Origin of the sequence: Olivibacter jilunii (genome assembly GCF_900607235.1) — a bacterium.
Lineage (GTDB): Bacteria > Bacteroidota > Bacteroidia > Sphingobacteriales > Sphingobacteriaceae > Olivibacter > Olivibacter oleidegradans.
Genome location: NZ_LR027848.1, coordinates 508,200 through 525,675 on the forward strand (window position 1 = coordinate 508,200; position 17,476 = coordinate 525,675).

General features: G+C 39.5%; 14 protein-coding genes. 10 read left to right on the top strand and 4 right to left on the bottom strand.

From position 1 onward, the window contains the following. Positions 1–142 precede the first annotated feature (142 nt). The 4 genes from E0E36_RS02170 to E0E36_RS02185 all read right to left on the bottom strand — a co-directional run bounded on the left by E0E36_RS02170 (position 143) and on the right by E0E36_RS02185 (position 5,821). Complete coding sequence (locus E0E36_RS02170; protein WP_242627140.1) at positions 143–3,205, bottom strand: ligand-binding sensor domain-containing protein; 3,063 nt, start codon at positions 3,203–3,205, stop codon at positions 143–145. Continuing rightward, the gene (gene trhO / locus E0E36_RS02175; protein ID WP_130854569.1) at positions 3,087–4,052 is read right to left on the bottom strand and encodes an oxygen-dependent tRNA uridine(34) hydroxylase TrhO; all 966 of its coding nucleotides are present in this window, start codon (positions 4,050–4,052) and stop codon (positions 3,087–3,089) included. Before trhO ends, E0E36_RS02170 begins: the two co-directional genes overlap by 119 nt. Positions 4,053–4,193: 141 nt before the next feature. Next, on the bottom strand, positions 4,194–5,099 hold the full coding sequence (locus tag E0E36_RS02180; RefSeq protein WP_013664707.1) for a helix-turn-helix domain-containing protein: 906 nt from the start codon (positions 5,097–5,099) through the stop codon (positions 4,194–4,196). Between the two features lie 167 nt (positions 5,100–5,266). After that, entirely contained in the window at positions 5,267–5,821 is a 555-nt protein-coding gene (locus tag E0E36_RS02185) for a porin family protein (RefSeq protein ID WP_130854570.1), read from the bottom strand. A 321-nt stretch (positions 5,822–6,142) separates the two neighbouring features. Between E0E36_RS02185 and E0E36_RS02190 the strand changes: the two genes are divergently transcribed. The 10 genes from E0E36_RS02190 to E0E36_RS02235 all read left to right on the top strand — a co-directional run bounded on the left by E0E36_RS02190 (position 6,143) and on the right by E0E36_RS02235 (position 17,456). Next, complete coding sequence (locus tag E0E36_RS02190) at positions 6,143–6,991, top strand: UDP-2,3-diacylglucosamine diphosphatase (protein ID WP_013664705.1); 849 nt, start codon at positions 6,143–6,145, stop codon at positions 6,989–6,991. 144 nt (positions 6,992–7,135) lie between these two features. Then, positions 7,136–8,116: a DUF6427 family protein gene (locus tag E0E36_RS02195; RefSeq protein WP_013664704.1), complete on the top strand. Its 981-nt coding sequence runs from the start codon at positions 7,136–7,138 to the stop codon at positions 8,114–8,116. A gap of 118 nt (positions 8,117–8,234) precedes the next feature. Further along, positions 8,235–9,548 (top strand): BamG family beta-barrel-assembly machinery protein, encoded by a 1,314-nt coding sequence (gene bamG, locus E0E36_RS02200; RefSeq protein WP_013664703.1) that lies wholly within the window; start codon positions 8,235–8,237, stop codon positions 9,546–9,548. Between the two features lie 74 nt (positions 9,549–9,622). Continuing rightward, positions 9,623–10,183 carry an LPS export ABC transporter periplasmic protein LptC gene (gene lptC, locus E0E36_RS02205; RefSeq protein ID WP_165446901.1) on the top strand — a complete coding sequence of 187 codons (561 nt, stop codon included), beginning with the start codon at positions 9,623–9,625 and terminating at the stop codon, positions 10,181–10,183. 137 nt (positions 10,184–10,320) lie between these two features. After that, positions 10,321–12,426 (top strand): peptidylprolyl isomerase, encoded by a 2,106-nt coding sequence (locus E0E36_RS02210; protein WP_130854572.1) that lies wholly within the window; start codon positions 10,321–10,323, stop codon positions 12,424–12,426. Positions 12,427–12,542: 116 nt separating this feature from the next. Next, complete coding sequence (locus E0E36_RS02215) at positions 12,543–13,058, top strand: DUF2480 family protein (protein WP_013664700.1); 516 nt, start codon at positions 12,543–12,545, stop codon at positions 13,056–13,058. Positions 13,059–13,105: 47 nt separating this feature from the next. Beyond that, on the top strand, positions 13,106–13,882 hold the full coding sequence (locus E0E36_RS02220) for a DUF3108 domain-containing protein (protein WP_130855137.1): 777 nt from the start codon (positions 13,106–13,108) through the stop codon (positions 13,880–13,882). A gap of 48 nt (positions 13,883–13,930) precedes the next feature. Further along, complete coding sequence (locus E0E36_RS02225; protein ID WP_130855138.1) at positions 13,931–14,500, top strand: DUF3109 family protein; 570 nt, start codon at positions 13,931–13,933, stop codon at positions 14,498–14,500. 285 nt (positions 14,501–14,785) lie between these two features. After that, positions 14,786–16,339 carry a Do family serine endopeptidase gene (locus E0E36_RS02230; RefSeq protein ID WP_013664697.1) on the top strand — a complete coding sequence of 518 codons (1,554 nt, stop codon included), beginning with the start codon at positions 14,786–14,788 and terminating at the stop codon, positions 16,337–16,339. A gap of 343 nt (positions 16,340–16,682) precedes the next feature. Continuing rightward, on the top strand, positions 16,683–17,456 hold the full coding sequence (locus E0E36_RS02235) for a succinate dehydrogenase cytochrome b subunit (protein WP_130854573.1): 774 nt from the start codon (positions 16,683–16,685) through the stop codon (positions 17,454–17,456). Positions 17,457–17,476 lie beyond the last annotated feature (20 nt).

Genomic DNA, 17,476 nt, shown 5'->3' on the forward strand with positions numbered 1-17,476 from the left:
AAACAAATAATATGATACATCACCTCTCATATTTATCGGTAAGTGTGTACTTAATACACGAAGTGTTTGATGAGGTAATGATGTAGTGTTTTACCTTACATCTAATAGGTTCTATAGGGATATACCAACACAAGAGGGGGCACTACACATCCATTAGAAACTCGGTAAGATTCTGGTCGTGCCCAAGGTTTAATTTTTTCCGTAATCGATATCTTCTGATTTCAACTCCTCGAGTGGTGATATTAAGTAAGGAAGCAATTTCCTTGCTTGACATGTTCATTCGCAAATACGCACACAGTTTTAGGTCATTAGGCACCAATTCGGGATAGTTGGCTTTTAACTTTTTAAAGAAATTCTCGTGTGCTTCATTAAAACTTTCTTCAAAGAGATTCCAATCGCGCTCATCGCTCCGAGCGTCGTCTATAATCTTGCTGATCCTTTTTAGTTGATCACTTGATAACCTGCGTCCATCTCCGTCCTTCAATTGAAGCAACTCATCATGTACATTATTCAGTAACTCATTTTTATAGACAATATTCATGGCTGAATTGGCCAATTCTCTATTTTTGCTCGCAAGCTCCTTTTCCAATTGACTATTTTTCATCCTGAAAAGTCGCTGCTCATTTTCAAACATCTCTTTTTGTAACCGCTCCTCCTGCTCATGCAACATTTTTTGCTGCACTTCCTCGCGATGCCTTTTAAGCTTATATAAGTAATAACGTCTAACTCCGTAAAGCAGCAGCAAAAATAGCAACGCATAGGCCATCCAGGCCAAGCTACTTCTATACCAAGGGGCACTTATTTCAAAAGAAAGTGCACTGACCGACGTTACATAACCATTTACATTTGCTCTTACCCTAAAGATGTATTTACCCGGTGAAAGATTGGTAAACTCCTTCTGAGTGATACTGCTCCAGGCCGACCAGTTCTTTGAGTTTCCCTCCAGTTGATATTGAAACTGGATGGTATTGGTAGAAAAATAGGGCAACGCGAAAGTAATACGTATATTATTTTGTTTGGCTTCCAAAATAATTTCGCCCGATTGATAAAATGCGATTGGTTTGGCTGTACTATCAGCAATATCTTCTACCTTCTGGATAATTGGCGGGGCAATTTGTTGTTGCGGGGATCCGGTGACTTTTCTATAAAGCGCGAAACCGTCATCTAAACTAACTAACGATAGGTTTGGCGTGAGCAAGTTTACATTTTCATAAAAACTCAACATACGGTTATTCAACACCGTGAAACCAGTAGAATCAATATGGACTTTGCCACTATCACCAAAACCAACCAACGCCAAATGTCCTTTACGAATGAACCAATATTTGCCACCCGCAGCCGGCATTACCTTGTTTGCATTGGCAAAGGTACCCAAGCGTTCATTCAGTTGGGTATAAGCATGAAAGTGATCCGCTATCTCATCATGTAAATAAAACCCGGAGTCCGTTGCAAAAACGACTCTACCGGCTATACTAAATACGTTGATATACGGACTTTGAGGTAATCCATCATCCTCTGTATATTTCTTTTGATGCCGAACAAGGGTAGCTTCATTATTTAGCTGGACAGCATACAGGCCTTTGTATCCACTTACCCAGAATCGGTTGTTACTTATCTGCTCGAGGTATTGAACAGGTTCGTTGAAGTTCCCTAGTTTCCGATCAAAAGTCCAACGATTATTACTCTTCTTAAAAAGAGCTAAACCCGTATAGGTTCCCTGTATCAAGCTATCACTCTTCCCTTGTAAGGTATGTAAAGTATAGCCTCCGGTAACCGTTGATAGCCAGTGTGGTCGCTCGTTTTCGACCCGAAAAGTTCCATTGTTATGACCGCAGAGCAATTCGTCGCCTAGGGTATAGAGCTCCCAAACTTGTCCTTGTGAGCCTTCTACTAGTCGGAAATCGAAACGATTATTGTTGGCTGGCCAATTACTGTAATAGAGTCCCTGATTAGTCCCGATATAGAGTTTGCCTTTGTAGATTTTCGAGGTGTAAACAGTACCTAAAATCCCCGCGCGATCGTCAAAGTAATAAATAGGTGAATTGATTTCTATACGATCGATTCCATTGTCCAAACCAACCCATATATTTTGAAACGCATCCGACTGTAAGCTTAAAACGGTATTATTTTGCAAGCCATTGCTTTTGTTTATGTGCTGAATGAGCTTCCCTGCTTGGTCAAGTATGTAAACGCCATTTAAAATGGTCCCGAAAGCATATTGATTTCCAAGTACTTTCAGCCCATTATTGAGTTGGTATTGTCTTAGCGCTACGTCTGCTTCGTTGATCCAGGGCCGAGCATCTCCATTTTCAAAGATAAACAAACCACTTTTGGCCGTACCAATAAGCAAGGCATTGGATGTGAAAGGAAGTATGGAAAGAATGATTGAATTTCCATAGAATTGTTTATCTAAAAGTTTTACGAGCTTTCCGTCTTTGAACTCGAACAAGCCTTTTGATATTATTTCTACCAAATAACGTCCATTAACTTGATATAAGAATAAAAAAGGGTCTTTTGTCTTTAATACGCTTAACTTTCCATTTTTGTAGGTATAGATGGCAGAAAAGGATTGAAAAAGCACTTGCTCATCATCAACATAAATCTTCCAAATTTCGTCATTGACCTTGTCCGCTTCCGTCAGTTGATCACTTAATGAGCGGTATACCAGCAAACCGAAAGCATTTCTTTCCCATACACCAAATTGGCCAAATCCGCCGGTATATATTTCCCCCTCCCTTCCAACAGCAACACCTCTCACCAAAATTTTGCGCGGCATGGTATTTAGATCCCAATGCTGCCCGTCAAAAGAAAGCAAACCATCGCTATTGGCAAAATACATTCGCCCGTCGGGCCCGTAGCTTGCCGACCAGTTCTGGTTCCCCGCCTGGTAGAAAGTTTTACTGAAATTTTGGACAAGAGGCGCACCGGCAAAATGGACATCGCCCATAGCAACTGTTTGTTTCGCAACAGGCGCTCCGATTCTTGGCCTACTTGGCTGCGCCATTGCCGGTTTAAGCGAAAGGCTAAGAAGCAACAGAACTAATAGGCTAAAAGAAAATGACCAATTGTTGCGCATACAGGCTAAATTAGGTCTTTGCCGGAAATTTTTTATGTTTTCTTTTGCTGAGATTGACAGTTTGTGGAATTTTGACATAATATCCCGTTCCGTCGTACTCTCTTTTTCTAGGGTGTGCTTTACACGCATCTGAACAACATCCATCCATCTTCCATCCGCATTCGTCGCATTGGGTAAAATGCTCATTGCATTCAGGATTGGCACAATTGATCATCTTAGTGGTTTGTGTGCCACAATTAAAACAAGTAGATACAACTGAGGGATTTACGGTGTTCACATCGACCGCCACACGGTTGTCAAAAACATAGCATTTCCCTTCAAAGTCTTTTCCGCCAGCTTCCTTCCCGTATTTTATAATCCCTCCATGTAATTGGTATACTTGTTCAAAACCTTCATGCAAGAGTAAAGCAGATGCTTTCTCGCATTTTATTCCGCCGGTACAATAGGTAAGGATCTTCTTGTCTTTATACTTAGCAAGTTCCTTAATCTTTTCCGGAAATTCCCTAAAGTTTTCAATGTCTAAACGTACTGCGTTTTTGAAATGGCCAACTTTATGTTCGTAATCAGACCGAACATCTAATACCACTACGTCGTCCCGATCCTTCATTTCAAGAAACTCCTTGGGTTCTAAATGTACACCTGTTTTCTTTGTTGGATCAATTATATGCGGGTCTCTCAATCCGGAATGCACAATCTCCGGTTTATACCGACAATGCATCTTAACAAATGAAGGTTCATCCACCTCGTCCACTTTAAAATCTGTCTTAGCAAAACGAGGATCAGCATGCACGGCATCCATATACGCTTGACATGCTTTCGGTGTACCTGATACTGTTCCGTTCAGTCCTTCATCTGCCACAATAATACGTCCGACAAGTCCTAAAGACTTACAAAAAGCTAGATGGTTTTCGGCAAATTCTTCTGCGTTTTCGATTGGGCTGTAACAATAATACAGCAAGGTTTGATATGCTTTCATATGTCATTGATACCGCTGCAAACGGCGTTTAATGTTTTTTAAGGTGCAAAGATAAGAATTATTTGCCTTTTATTGATAGCGAATGACCTAGTTAGCCTTCATTACAGACTCTTCACAGCTTTGAAACGAATTGCGCTCGTGCTATCTCGCATATTGCAAACTGTAAAGTTGCTGAAACGCAGTCGGATTATATCCGGCGATATGCTTAAAGAAACGACTAAAATGCGAGCTTGTGTCGAAATTAAGTTTACCGGCGATCTCTTTAACACTTAGGTCTGACGTGGTTAACCAATATTTGGCCTCTTCCATGATCCTGCTGTGTATCATATACAATGCCGTTGTTCCTGTATACTCTTTAACCACTTCACTGAGATATTTTGCGGTCACGAAAAGGTGCTCCGCGTACTCCTGAACAGTTCTTTTGGTTAAGAAATGATCATCAATAAGTCGTTTAAATTTATTGACCAGCTGCTGCTGCCGCGAAGGCAAAGTCAGTGCCTTGGCCGAAACATGCGTACTGGCGCGACTCGTTTCCAGAAGAAGTTCAATAAACAGCAGTCGCAACATCTTATCGCGAAACAACTTACTGTTGTGATATTCTTGATGTAGTCGCTTGAAAGTTATCTGAATGGTAGCAAAATTAGGCTTAGTTAACGTGCATATAGCGGGTTCATCAAAACCATTCACCAATACATTTTCAATCAATGGCTCTTGAAAAACTGCATTAATAATAAAATCCTTCTTAAAAAGAATAATATAGCTCTGGATATCGGCTGTCAGTGATTCAAACACTGTTGCCGGTGTCAGTTTAATAAGATACAGCGTCCCCGGGGCTAGCTTAAATGAATAATTTTCCATATTGACTATTCCCTCTCCTCTAAGATTTAGAATAAGAGACATGTATTCATGTAAATGAAAATTAGATAAACTTGTTAAGGTATTTCGGTTAGCCTGCATGACAATAAAGTGGGGGTTTTTGTCCACTGCGGAGTTGAAAGCAGGATCGTTCTTCTCAGTTATTACTAATTTATTTAAGGAATTGCTCATATATTACCTTTTGATCATGCAAAGCAAAGCATATCCTATCGTAACAAGGTAAATTGAATATCATATTAACATAGGTTTAATGTCAAAAACAGGCAAAAAAAACCTGTTTCCAAAAGGAAACAGGCCAAATTTAAAATAAACAAAAATCACTAAGCATCTAGGGGTTCTTACAAACCGAAACCATAAGCTATCCGTAAACCAAAGAAGTTATTGCTACTTCCATTGTCTGTAAATTTGCTATTACCTTGAAAACGTACACCCGCATCCAAGTAGCTTTTACCACCTAAATTGAATTGATAGCCTACTTGTGGTGCATAGGCAAATGTAGCAGATTTAGTGGCGCCTATATCGTCTTTGTTTGTTAAGAAAGACACCCCAGCTTCGCCTTGAACATAAAAGTTCCCGACAGGAAAATATTTCAAGCCTGCTTTTACAGGAAGCAATTGTAAGTCTTCGCCGGAAATGCCATTGAAATCTTTTGCAAAGAAATTACTGAATCCTGCATTCAGGGTTACGTATAAATCATTTTTCAGGATCGGGTATTCAGCTTGTATTGAACCTCCCACGCTCCAATCATAAGCATCTCCGAAATCTCCTACCGGTAAACCAAACTCCGGTCCAACGCTTAGACGAAAGCCTTCGCGGTCTTGCGCCTTAGCAGAAAATGTAAGCAAAGTTAATGCAGCTAATATAAATGTACTCAGTTTAATTGCCTTTTTCATGTTTTTAAAATTAATTGTAAGTTTTTCTCATTATTGTTACTAAGAAGTTGATAGCGTCTTTCTATCCAAAAAAATTGCTGCTTAATGATTCTTATTAATTTGTTTTTACAACACAAAAGTAGTTTGACAAATCAGCGCCATCAATTCCAAAAGGTCGGATTATGGAACCAATTTTTCGGCTAAATGAAATAATGGATATGAATTTGGAAGCGTCAGGCATAAAAAGTTGATATCGAAGAGCCGATGCAAACGAAATATAACAACTAATTAACAGCAACTTAACAATATAAATGTTACTTTGTATACAAAGTTTATACTTTGATGTCAAAACGTGCAATAGAGCTGGTGGTTATCTCAGATGTTCATCTTGGGACCTACGGATGTCACGCTAAAGAGCTCCTAAATTACCTCAAGAGCATTAAACCTGAAAGAATCATATTAAACGGCGATATCATTGATATCTGGCAATTTAGCAAACGTTACTGGCCGGAAAGCCATATGAAGGTGGTCCGTAAGCTGCTCAAATTTGTAGCCGAAGGTATCCCTGTTCATTATCTGACGGGCAACCACGATGAAATGCTTCGAAAATTTGCTGATTTCAATCTTGGCTCTCTGCAGCTTAGCAATAAATTGGTACTTCCGTTATCAAACGGCAAAGCCTGGATATTCCATGGTGATATCTTTGATGTAACCATGCAGCACTCAAAATGGCTAGCACGCTTAGGTGCCATTGGCTATGATTCACTGATCTTGCTTAACAGCTTTGTAAACTGGTGTTTAGTTAAAATGGGCAGGGGAAAGATGAGTTTTTCCAAGAAAATCAAAGCAAGTTTTAAAGATGCTGTTAAGTTTATCAACAACTTCGAAACGATCTCTGCCGAGCTAGCCATTGAAAAGGGATATCAATATGTGGTTTGTGGCCACATACACCAACCGGAAATAAAGGAAATAGAAACAGAAAATGGCACGGTGACTTATTTAAACTCCGGCGACTGGGTTGAGAACCTGACTGCCTTGGAATACAACAAAGGCAAGTGGGAGATTTACCGTTACAGCAAAGATGAAATGGCAAATACTGCATCAGAGGAGATTGATCCTTTTGAAAGTGAAGACCTAAATGAAAAACTGAACGTAAACAAGTTGTTGGCGCTATTGAAAGCTGAAGGTTAAGAATCCCCAATGCTTGAAGTCTGTCTCTCCTTTTTCAACGGATATCCTTCTAACGTGACAGCTTTTTACTTTTACTTTTTACTTTTTACTTTGATTACACTAATATTGTAGTTCTATACAGATAGGTAAAAAGCAAAACAGGTAATGATCAATTTATTTAGAAAATTTACTCCCTCTAATCTTCTATTTTTAATAATCATCGCCTGCTTCCTTTGTATAGGGGCTTTTATTCACATGCCGGAATCGTTCCATCCGATTCTTTTTGAGCAAGCTATTATGACGTTTGTGAAAAACGCAAACGATTTAACATTTACGCCTTTAGCAAGTATTCTCCTCACCCTAGTGATTACCATTGCGCAAGCGCTGTTATTAAATCGGATCGTCGACAATCATAATTTACTGGGTAGACCCACTTTTTTGCCTGCGTTAATGTACGTAACAACCGCCAGTCTTTTACTGCCCTTTCTCGCTTTAACTCCTACACTCATCTGTAATTTTTTATTGATCTGGATGATCGATAAATTGCTGAAAACCTATCATCGTGCGGAAGTAAAATCTACCCTATACGATTTAGGCATGTTGGTTGCGCTCGGAACCTTATTCTATTTTCCTTTCATCCTCATGTTCTTGCTTTTATGGATAGCACTCATTATTTTCAGACCTTTTGATTGGCGCGAATGGATTGCCGGACTGCTTGGCTTTATAACCATCTACTTTTTACTGGGCATCATTTATCTTTGGAAGGATCGCATTAATGATTTTTACGCCATCTGGAAGCCTTTAACCAACCCAATTCCCACATCATTTCATATTGAGCTTTATGATTATTGGGTGTTAATGCCCTTGGCCCTGGTTTTGATTCTCTTTTTAAATACCCTGAGAGAAAACTTTTATAAAAGCATTGTCCATGTAAGAAAATCCTTTCAACTGCTGTTTTTTATGTTTCTGTTCGGCATTTTCTCTTATTATTTGAAAGCCGATGCACCGCAATATCATTTTTTAATATGCGCACCGCCTATCTCTATTTATATGGCCTACTATTTTAATTTCGCGAAAACCAGTTGGTTTTATGAAAGCGTATACGCTATTTTAGTCATTGCCATTTTATACTTTCAACTTTTTTAACCAAGTAAAACTGTTTGTTTTAACCTTTTTTAACAAAAACACCCCACTTCACAACTAAAAAATAAATAGCTTTGCAGTCTTGAATTGACATATATAGCTTCATGAACAGTAGATCCGCATGAGATTACACATTAAGAAATACCTTTATATCATTGGAATATGCGTTAGTGCAACCGCTAGTGCACAATCGAACAGCAGCTCACCTTATTCGGCATTTGGGCTAGGCGCTTTAAGGGGCGACCAATTACCGCAATACAGGGCAATGGGTGGACTGTCAACAGGGGTGCGTAGTTTAGGAGGCTATAGCAATATTAACGTAGCCAATCCGGCCGCCTATTCCAGCATTCGCCTATCAACGTTTGATATCGGAGCTTACATGAACAGAACCATCCTTGAAAAAGGAGGAAACAGTGAAGCAAGCGGAAATTTTGCTTTAAATCATATTAATTTTGCCATTCCTTTAAGTCAGCGTTCTGCCTTTAGTTTTGGCCTTATGCCCTTTTCGGATATGGGCTATAACTATGCCTCGCCTATGTCATTCGGCTCCGGAGATACAACACGGGCGAACAGAGCTTTTGCGGGTGAAGGCGGTCTCAGTAAAGCTTATATTGGATACGGGGTACAGATCGGCAAATACTTCAGTGTGGGAGCGAATGTATCGTATTTGTTCGGAAAACTAAATAATATTAGTGGAATCGAATATCCTAACCAACTAGGAGCTACTAATTCGAGAATTGAGAATAAACGGGATATTAACGGCTTTAATTACGATTTAGGTCTTCAATATCACACCACCTTGAATGAAAAAACGCTCCTAACACTTGGCTATACCAACAGTTTGGGCACTAAGCTTAATTCTACTGCTTCCGAAATTGTAACACGTATATCGAGCAATATATCTGACGGTACGATCAATTCGGTTTTGGATACCGTATCTTCTTATTTTGGTAATGAAGAAAAGATAACACTCCCTATGCGCCATAGCTTTGGCTTCAGTATTAACCGTGCTAATAAATGGTTACTAGGCGCTGATCTTCGTTATGCTAAGTGGTCCGATTATAAAGATGGATCTGTCCTGGACGATCAAACGAAATTCAAAGACAGTTACGGGGCTAGCCTTGGAGGCCAATGGACTCCTGATATTACTTCTATTCGCTACTGGAACGTGGTTGATTACCGTTTCGGATTACGCTATGATAAAACCTATTTAAATCTAAACGGGCAAGACATAAAGGATATGGCCGTTAGTCTGGGCTTAGGGCTTCCCATCCGGGCACAGTCGGGTATTCAAGCTTATTACAAAATCAACCTGACAGCGGAATACGGACAAAGAGGAACCCTAACCAATAACCTGGTTAAGGAAAGGTATTTTAATTTTACCGTTTCTTTTATGTTGAACGATCGTTGGTTCCAGCGGTATCGATACGACTAAGCAAAGAGAATGGGGCAAATGAAATGTATTTGGTGACTCATCAATTAATCTATAGGTTCCAAAAAAGACAAGCCATGGTTTTTAAACAAACCATGGTTTCGTTGTTTTTTGCTGTCTTATTCCTGTGTTCTTGCGAAAATGACCTGAAGGATGTCGAGCGCATAGCGAACATTAATGCTGAAGAACCGATTGATGTCTCTTATGGTGTTACCGTCATTTACAGTGATTCGGCGGTCGTAAAAGCTAAGTTGATTTCCAGCAAAATGATTAAGCATAATGTAGATAGTCCCTTTTACGAGTTCCCAAAAGATGTGCTTTTGATCTTTTATGATAAAAACAAAAAAGAGGAGAGAAGAGTCACCTCTAACTATGGTCTATACTTTGAAAAGAAAAACCTGGTCGAATTGAGGCATAACGTGGTTGTTACCATGGCTGATGGAACGATCTTCAAATCGGAAGAACTTTTTTGGGATAACGATAAACGGATTTTCTTCAATAAACTGCCATTGACCATCACCAGTCCTGATGGAAGTATATTGGAAGGGAACTTCTTCGAGGCTGATGAAAATTTTGAACACCGGAAAATAAACGGGGCAAGGGGAGTATACAATTTAAAAGAAGGTGATGGATTATGACAATACTCCATCGCAAATACTTTTTTTATTGTTAAAAATTGTATCTTGCGCCCTCATTTAAAAATTTGTTGAATTTTTATTTTAAATACTTATAATAAAGAACTTAAAACCTTCAATCAAAATAGTATAAAGAGCATATGGGATTAATGACCTTTTTGCGAAACCGCGCGGGAATAATCATTGTAGTAATTATCGGTTTAGCAATCGTAGCATTTTTATTAGGCGACGTTATCCGCTTCGGCACCCCGTTTTGGGCATCTCATCAAAATGAGGTGGGTAATATAGATGGCGAATCTATATCGTATACGGATTTCAATAATCAAGTGGAACAAAGCATCAACAATATGCGCCAGCAAATGGGGGGCAATATGAGTCCACAAATGACATCCTATGCGGTTGAAGATGCATGGAATCAAAACTTAAGACGGCTATTACTCGACAAAGAACTCGAGCGTATTGGTCTGGGTGTAGGAAAGAACGAGTTGCAAGATATGGTAACCGGTAAAAATCCATCACCGATGATTGCGCAGAATTTCGGCAATCCACAGACCGGAGAAATAGATCGCAATCAATTGAACCAATTTCTTGCCAATGTTGCAAAAGAACCTGCAAATAGCGAGCTAAGTAGACAGTGGGGTACTTTTTTGGAAGCCATGAGAGATAACCGTCTACAGCAGAAATATAACAACCTGGTACAAAACAGTGTTTACGTAACTTCCTTAGAAGCAACCGAAGATTATAATCAACGGAATAAAATTGCCAATTTTAGCTACGTTTTGTTAGATTATGCCTCCATACCCGACAAAGACATCAAGTTAACGGACGCTGATTATCAAAATTACTACAACGAACACAAGGCCGCTTTCAAGAATCAGATGGAAACGCGTTCTTTTGATTACGTTGTATTTAATGCGCAACCAACCGCACAAGATACGGCTTTAGCCAAGGAAACGATTACTAAACTAACGGAAGAATTGGCCAAGTCTACCAATGACTCGTTGTTTGCTGTATCCAACTCGGAGCAAAAGAGACCCGTTTCTTACATAAAGAAAGGAACCTTGAGCCCTGCTTTGGATTCACTGGTATTTAGCGCGGCTAAAGGTTCAACTGTAGGGCCTGTATATTCGAACGGTGTCTACGAGTCTGCAAAAATATTGGATGTACGCAATAGTCCGGATTCGGTCACCGCACGCCATATTTTATTAAATCCTGCAACAGAAGGCGGAGTTGATAAGGCAATGGCAAAAGCAGACTCCATCAAAAACCTTATTCTAAAGGGAGGTAACTTTGCTGCACTGGCAGTGGAATTTGGTACGGACGGAACAAAAGATAATGGCGGCGAATTAGGTACATTCGCTAGAGGTAGCATGATCCCTGCTTTCGAAAATGCTGTTTTTGATGCAAAACCAGGTGATGTATTCGTTCTAAACACACAATATGGTGTGCATATCATTAAGGTAGACGCACAAAAAGGGATGTCTAAAGTGGTAAAGGCAGCTATTATCGATAAAAGCGTGAGTAGTAGCAATGAGACGTTAAGAGCAGCTTATAGCAAAGCATCCGACTTCTTTGGAAAAGCAAATAGCCAAAACTTTGCTGAAGAGGCCAAAAAGGCGGGTTTGACCGTAGAACATGCGGATAACATTACGCCCATGCAAGGCTATCTGCCTAACCTTGAAACACCAAGGGAAGTGATTAAGTGGGCTTTCAAAGCCGAAAAAGGCGATTTAACGGACAAGGTCTACGAGCTTGACAATCAATATGTGATTGCTAAATTGACTAATATTCGCCCCAAAGGACAGTTGTCTTTGGAGGATGTGAAGAAAGAAATCGAACCGGCAGTATTAAATAAGGTAAAGGCCACAAAGCTAGCACAGAAGTTGAACGATGCTCTTCAAGGCGCAAAATCAATTGACCAGATAGCACAAAAAGTTGGAAAAACACCGAAAGCGGAACAAAACATCGTTTTTGCAAACCCGATATTACCGGGGGTTGCACAGGAGAATAAAGTGGTAGGTACGGTTTTCGGATTACAACCGAAGCAGCTATCTAAGCCAATCGAAGGAAATCAAGGTGTATATGTGGTACAGGTTACTGACTTCGTAAATCCTCCTGCCTTAGATAAAGTTGATCAACAAAAGCAACAAGTTAGACAACAACTGAGACAACGGGCTTCCAATCAATCCTTCCAAGCTTTATTAGATAAAGCAGACATTAAGGATAATCGCGTGAGGTTCTACTAAAATTATTTATTCATACCTTTGTATCCGGATAGCTATAACATACTATCCGGATTTTTTATTTTAAGACGGCCTAACATTAGTGGCAATAGAGGAATTTTGTAATTTAATCGAGGGGTATGGAAATTCAAGAAAACATAGTAAACAGGGTTGCAAACAGTGGTCTGCTAACCTTTGATTTAGCATCACTCAAATCAAAAGCTGAAGTAGCCGTTTACGATATAAAAGACAATTTATTTCAGGGACTTATTTTACGTGAAAAGGATTTTCGTGCCTTTGTAAAAGAAAACGACTGGTCTAAATACGCAGGTAAAAATGTGCTGATTACTTGCAGTGCAGATGCAATCGTTCCTACATGGGCCTATATGCTCCTGGCTAATAAATTGGAACCTTATGTAAATGAGCTTTTTTTCGGGGACAAAAAAACCTTTGAAGATATATTATTTGAGCGTGCCTTATCCAATCTGGACATAGAGCAGTTCAGAGACCAGCGAGTAGTAGTAAAGGGTTGCGGAGACATAAAAATTCCGGAATCGGCCTTCGTTACCTTTGCTTATAAGTTATCAAAAGTTGCCAAAAGTATTATGTACGGTGAGCCTTGTTCTACGGTTCCTATATTTAAACGAACGACATAAAGTATCGTCTAAGGCGTTGGTTAATGCTTAGCGATAAATAATTTATGATGAAGAAACTACTAGCGGTTATTATCTCAGTTACGTTTTCAGCCCATGTGTCCGCGCAGGTCTTACCCTATTTAAAAAAGGGCGTATTTCAACCGGGAGAAGAGCTGACTTATAAGCTTAAATATGGCTTTATTTCGGCAGCAGAAGGTGTATTAAAAGTCTTACCGTCTGATCTAACGTTTGATGGAAAACCAACATATCATTTAACCGCTGTTGGTAAGACTTCAAAGGCATTCAGTATCTTTTATAATATACGTGACCAATACGATTCGTATATTGATCAGAAAACATACCTTCCTTATTTCTTTAGCGAGGATATCAAAGAAGGTAAATATAGGAGAAACGATAAGATTCGATTTTATCAAGATAAAAAGAAGATTGAGGCAACGCGTGGCAATTTTACCGCTAAAGAATCGCAGACATTCGATTTGCTATCTGCCTATTATTTTTCGAGAACACTAGACTTATCGAATATAAAGGAGGGAGAATCATTTAAGCTCTCTTATTTTCTAAAAGACTCTTTAGCTTATCTCTACATTACCTATTTAGGTAAAGAAAATATAAAAACCCCTCTGGGAACATTTAGGTGCCTGCGATTTAGCCCATCATTGGAGCCGGGTCGTGTATTTAAAAAAGATAGTAAACTTCATCTTTGGGTAACGGATGATGATAACCGAATACCGGTAAAGGCACAAGTAGATATTTTAATAGGAGCGGTAACCTTGGAACTTACCGGCGCCAAAGGTTTAAAATATCCACTGAAAACAACTAAGTAACGACAAAAAGACATAAAAACGCCATTTTGTCGCAATATTAACGATATGATGATTGAAGTTAGTGACGTATTGGTTAATGAGGAGATCATTAAAGAACAATTTGTCTGTAATCTGAACAGATGTAAAGGAGCGTGTTGCGTGGAAGGCGATTCGGGCGCACCACTCGATCAGCACGAGTTGACTATACTTAAGGAGATTTATCCTGAAGTAAAACCCTTTATGACGGCTAAAGGAATTGAGACCATTGAAAGCACCGGAACACACGTGGTGGATGAAGACGGTGATTTGACAACGCCATGTGTTGACGGAAATAAGGAATGTGCATACGTGACCTGGGAAAATGGTATTACAAAATGTGCGATTGAGATCGCCTATCAAAAAGGTCTTATACATTGGAAGAAGCCCATTTCCTGCCACCTATACCCCATTCGTATTACGAAATATCCGGAATTTGACGTCCTAAACTATGATCGTTGGCATATCTGTCATGACGCTTGTTCCTATGGAAGGGAGTTAAAGGTTCCTGTTTATAGCTTTCTGAAAGAACCATTAATCAGGAAATACGGAGAAGAATGGTATAAAGAACTGGAGGAAGCAGCAAAATCCCCACATATTTAATGGCTTTGTAAGTTTTTCATATTAATCTTGTTTTTTAAGTTTTCTTTAACATTTTTTAACAGAAATGACAAGCCAAAAATTTGGCTTTAAGCACCAAATGGTATTACTTTTGAAAGAGTCAAATCAAAGTTTGCAGACTTGACTAAAACAAACAGGAGAGCGAAGGACTTTTACTAGGGGTCCAAATTTTTATCGAATTTTCCTTGAACGAAAAAAAGCAACATCCCGGTAATAAGTCATCAAGCTCCGCATAATGGTACAAACCGCTAAAAAATAAAATAGAAAATGAAGAAAATAGGATTGACACTACTAACAGCCCTTATTGGTGGAGCGGTGGCTGTTGGAGGTTACAAATTGTTGGAGAAGAAACAAATTAGCCAAATGTCGTTTGAAGAGCGGCAACAACTTCACTATGCGAATAACCCAAGTAACATAGCAGCTTCAACCGGTAATCTTGATTTCACGCAAGCGGCCGCAGCAGTTACTCCCGCAGTCGTTCACATTAAAACAGAATATGAGCAATCGGGTCGATCGGGCGGTGATCCTTTTCAGGATATGTTTGAGGAATTTTTTGGCGCACCGAGAGGACGTCAGCGTCAAGCGCAGCCGGCAAGGGCTTCAGGTTCCGGGGTAATCATTTCCAATGACGGTTATATCGTAACGAATAATCACGTGGTGGAAGGAGCTGATAAAATCACCGTTGAACTTACCAATAAAAAGGTTTATGATGCCAAAATCATTGGCCGCGACCCGAATACTGATTTGGCATTAATCAAAGTTAATGCAACAAATCTCCCAATTGTTAAATTAGGTAATTCAGATAATGTAAATATTGGCGAGTGGGTTTTAGCTGTGGGCTATCCTTTAGGTTTACAATCGACCGTTACAGCGGGTATCGTCAGTGCGAAAGGTCGCGCCATCGGTATATTAGCTGATCAACAGAGACAAGAACTTTACCAGCAGTGGCAGCAAAATGGCGCAGATCCGAATAATATACCGGCGAGCTCTGCAGTCGAATCGTTTATTCAAACCGATGCAGTGATCAATAAAGGAAATAGTGGCGGTGCACTGGTAAATGCCAACGGCGAGTTAATTGGTATAAATGCTGCCATTATGTCGCAGAGTGGCTACTATGCCGGTTACGGTTTTGCCATACCGGTTAACCTGGTTAAAAAGATTGCCGATGACTTTGTAAAATATGGAAGCGTAAAACGCGGCTATGTAGGCGTAACCTTCCAAGAGCTCAATACCGAAGTAGCGAAAGAATTGGGTGTTGCCGAAATTAATGGTCTTTACATCAATAGTGTAGTGCCAAATGGAGGCGGTGCCGCAGCAGGTTTGAAAAAAGGTGATATCATCACTAAAATTGACGGAAATGTAATCTACTCAAGTCCAGACCTACAAGAGCGTGTAGCAAGACTACGCCCTGGTGATAAAGTTAAGTTGACGTACAAACGCGATGGAAAGGAAAAAGAAGTAGTTGTAACCTTGAAAGGAGATGACTCCATTAAGTCAGATAAAGAAGGCAAGAGTGGTAGTAACCGTAGTACCGCTGAACTTTACAACAAGCTAGGCGCAGGCTTCATTCCAGCAAATGCACAATTGAAAAAGAAGTTCAACATTTCTTCGGGTGTTGTCGTATCTGAAGTGAGGAGAGACGGTTTATTTGCCGAATACAATGTTCCAAAAGGATTTATCATTACAGCGATCAATGGTAAACCGGTTAATAATGTGGATGATGTCGAAAGCGCATTAGCATATGGCAAGAATGACATGATTCAGCTTAGCGGTGTTACGCAAGACGGGGCTCGTTATACGTCGACATTCCCTTTAAAATAACATAGTATATATAACCTTTAAACAGAAAGGGTTCTTCGCAAGAAGAGCCCTTTTTTGTTATACGACATCCAGGATCAGCGTCTTCTGCCAATCATCGAACCTCCTGGACTTGTTTATTTCAAATTAATTATATAAAGCCTTCTTCTTCAACTCGTTTAAGCTTGATTTCAAAAAAAAGACCGAGGATCGCCTCAAAAAGAGACATACAAAATCGGTTATAAAATTGTGTAAAAATGGTCAAAAATTAGAACCATTCTAAATTGCGTAAATAGATAGCCATTATTATGTCATTATTAAATCAAATAAATAGCTTTGCCTACCATTAATAAAATTAACACACAAAATGAGTAGTTTTAATCAAGCATTAACTTCCACATTAGGGAAAAAACTAATCATGGCCTTAACAGGTTTGTTCTTATGTACATTCCTGATAGTACACCTGATTGGTAATCTCCAATTATTTAAGGATGATGCAGGCAAGGCTTTTAATGACTATGCCTACTTCATGACACACTTTCCTCCCATTAAGGCAGTGTCCTATCTATTGTATGCGTCTATTATAATCCATGCTATCTATGCCTTATTATTGACCTTACATAATAAGAAAGCTCGTCCTGTTGGTTATGCAAGTTATGCGGGTAATAAAAACAGTACTTGGAATTCGAGAAACATGGGTATTTTAGGGACCGTGCTTTTGGTTTTCATCGCAACTCACATGGCCAATTTTTGGTGGAAATTCCATAACGATGAAGTGCCTTATATAGAGTATCGCACCAATTTAAATACGCTAGAAACACAGGTTACGGAGCTAAATGCATCAGATTTTACAGATTATCAAAAGTTTACTGAAAACGGAGAAGAGGTGACGAAAGCGCGCGATTTATATAAGCAGGTAGAATATGCCTTCCAAAACCCGGTTCTAGTTGCTTTTTATGTACTGGCAATGGCGGCCTTATCTTTTCACTTAATTCATGGTTTTAACAGTGCCTTCCAATCACTGGGTTTCGATCATAAAAAGTATGTGCCGATTGTGCGCTTTCTTGCAGTATGGCTGTTTGGCGTTATTATTCCGATAGCCTTTGCTGCTATGCCATTGTATTTTTTCTTTTGTAAATAAAATTCACTTTCCCGGTTCGC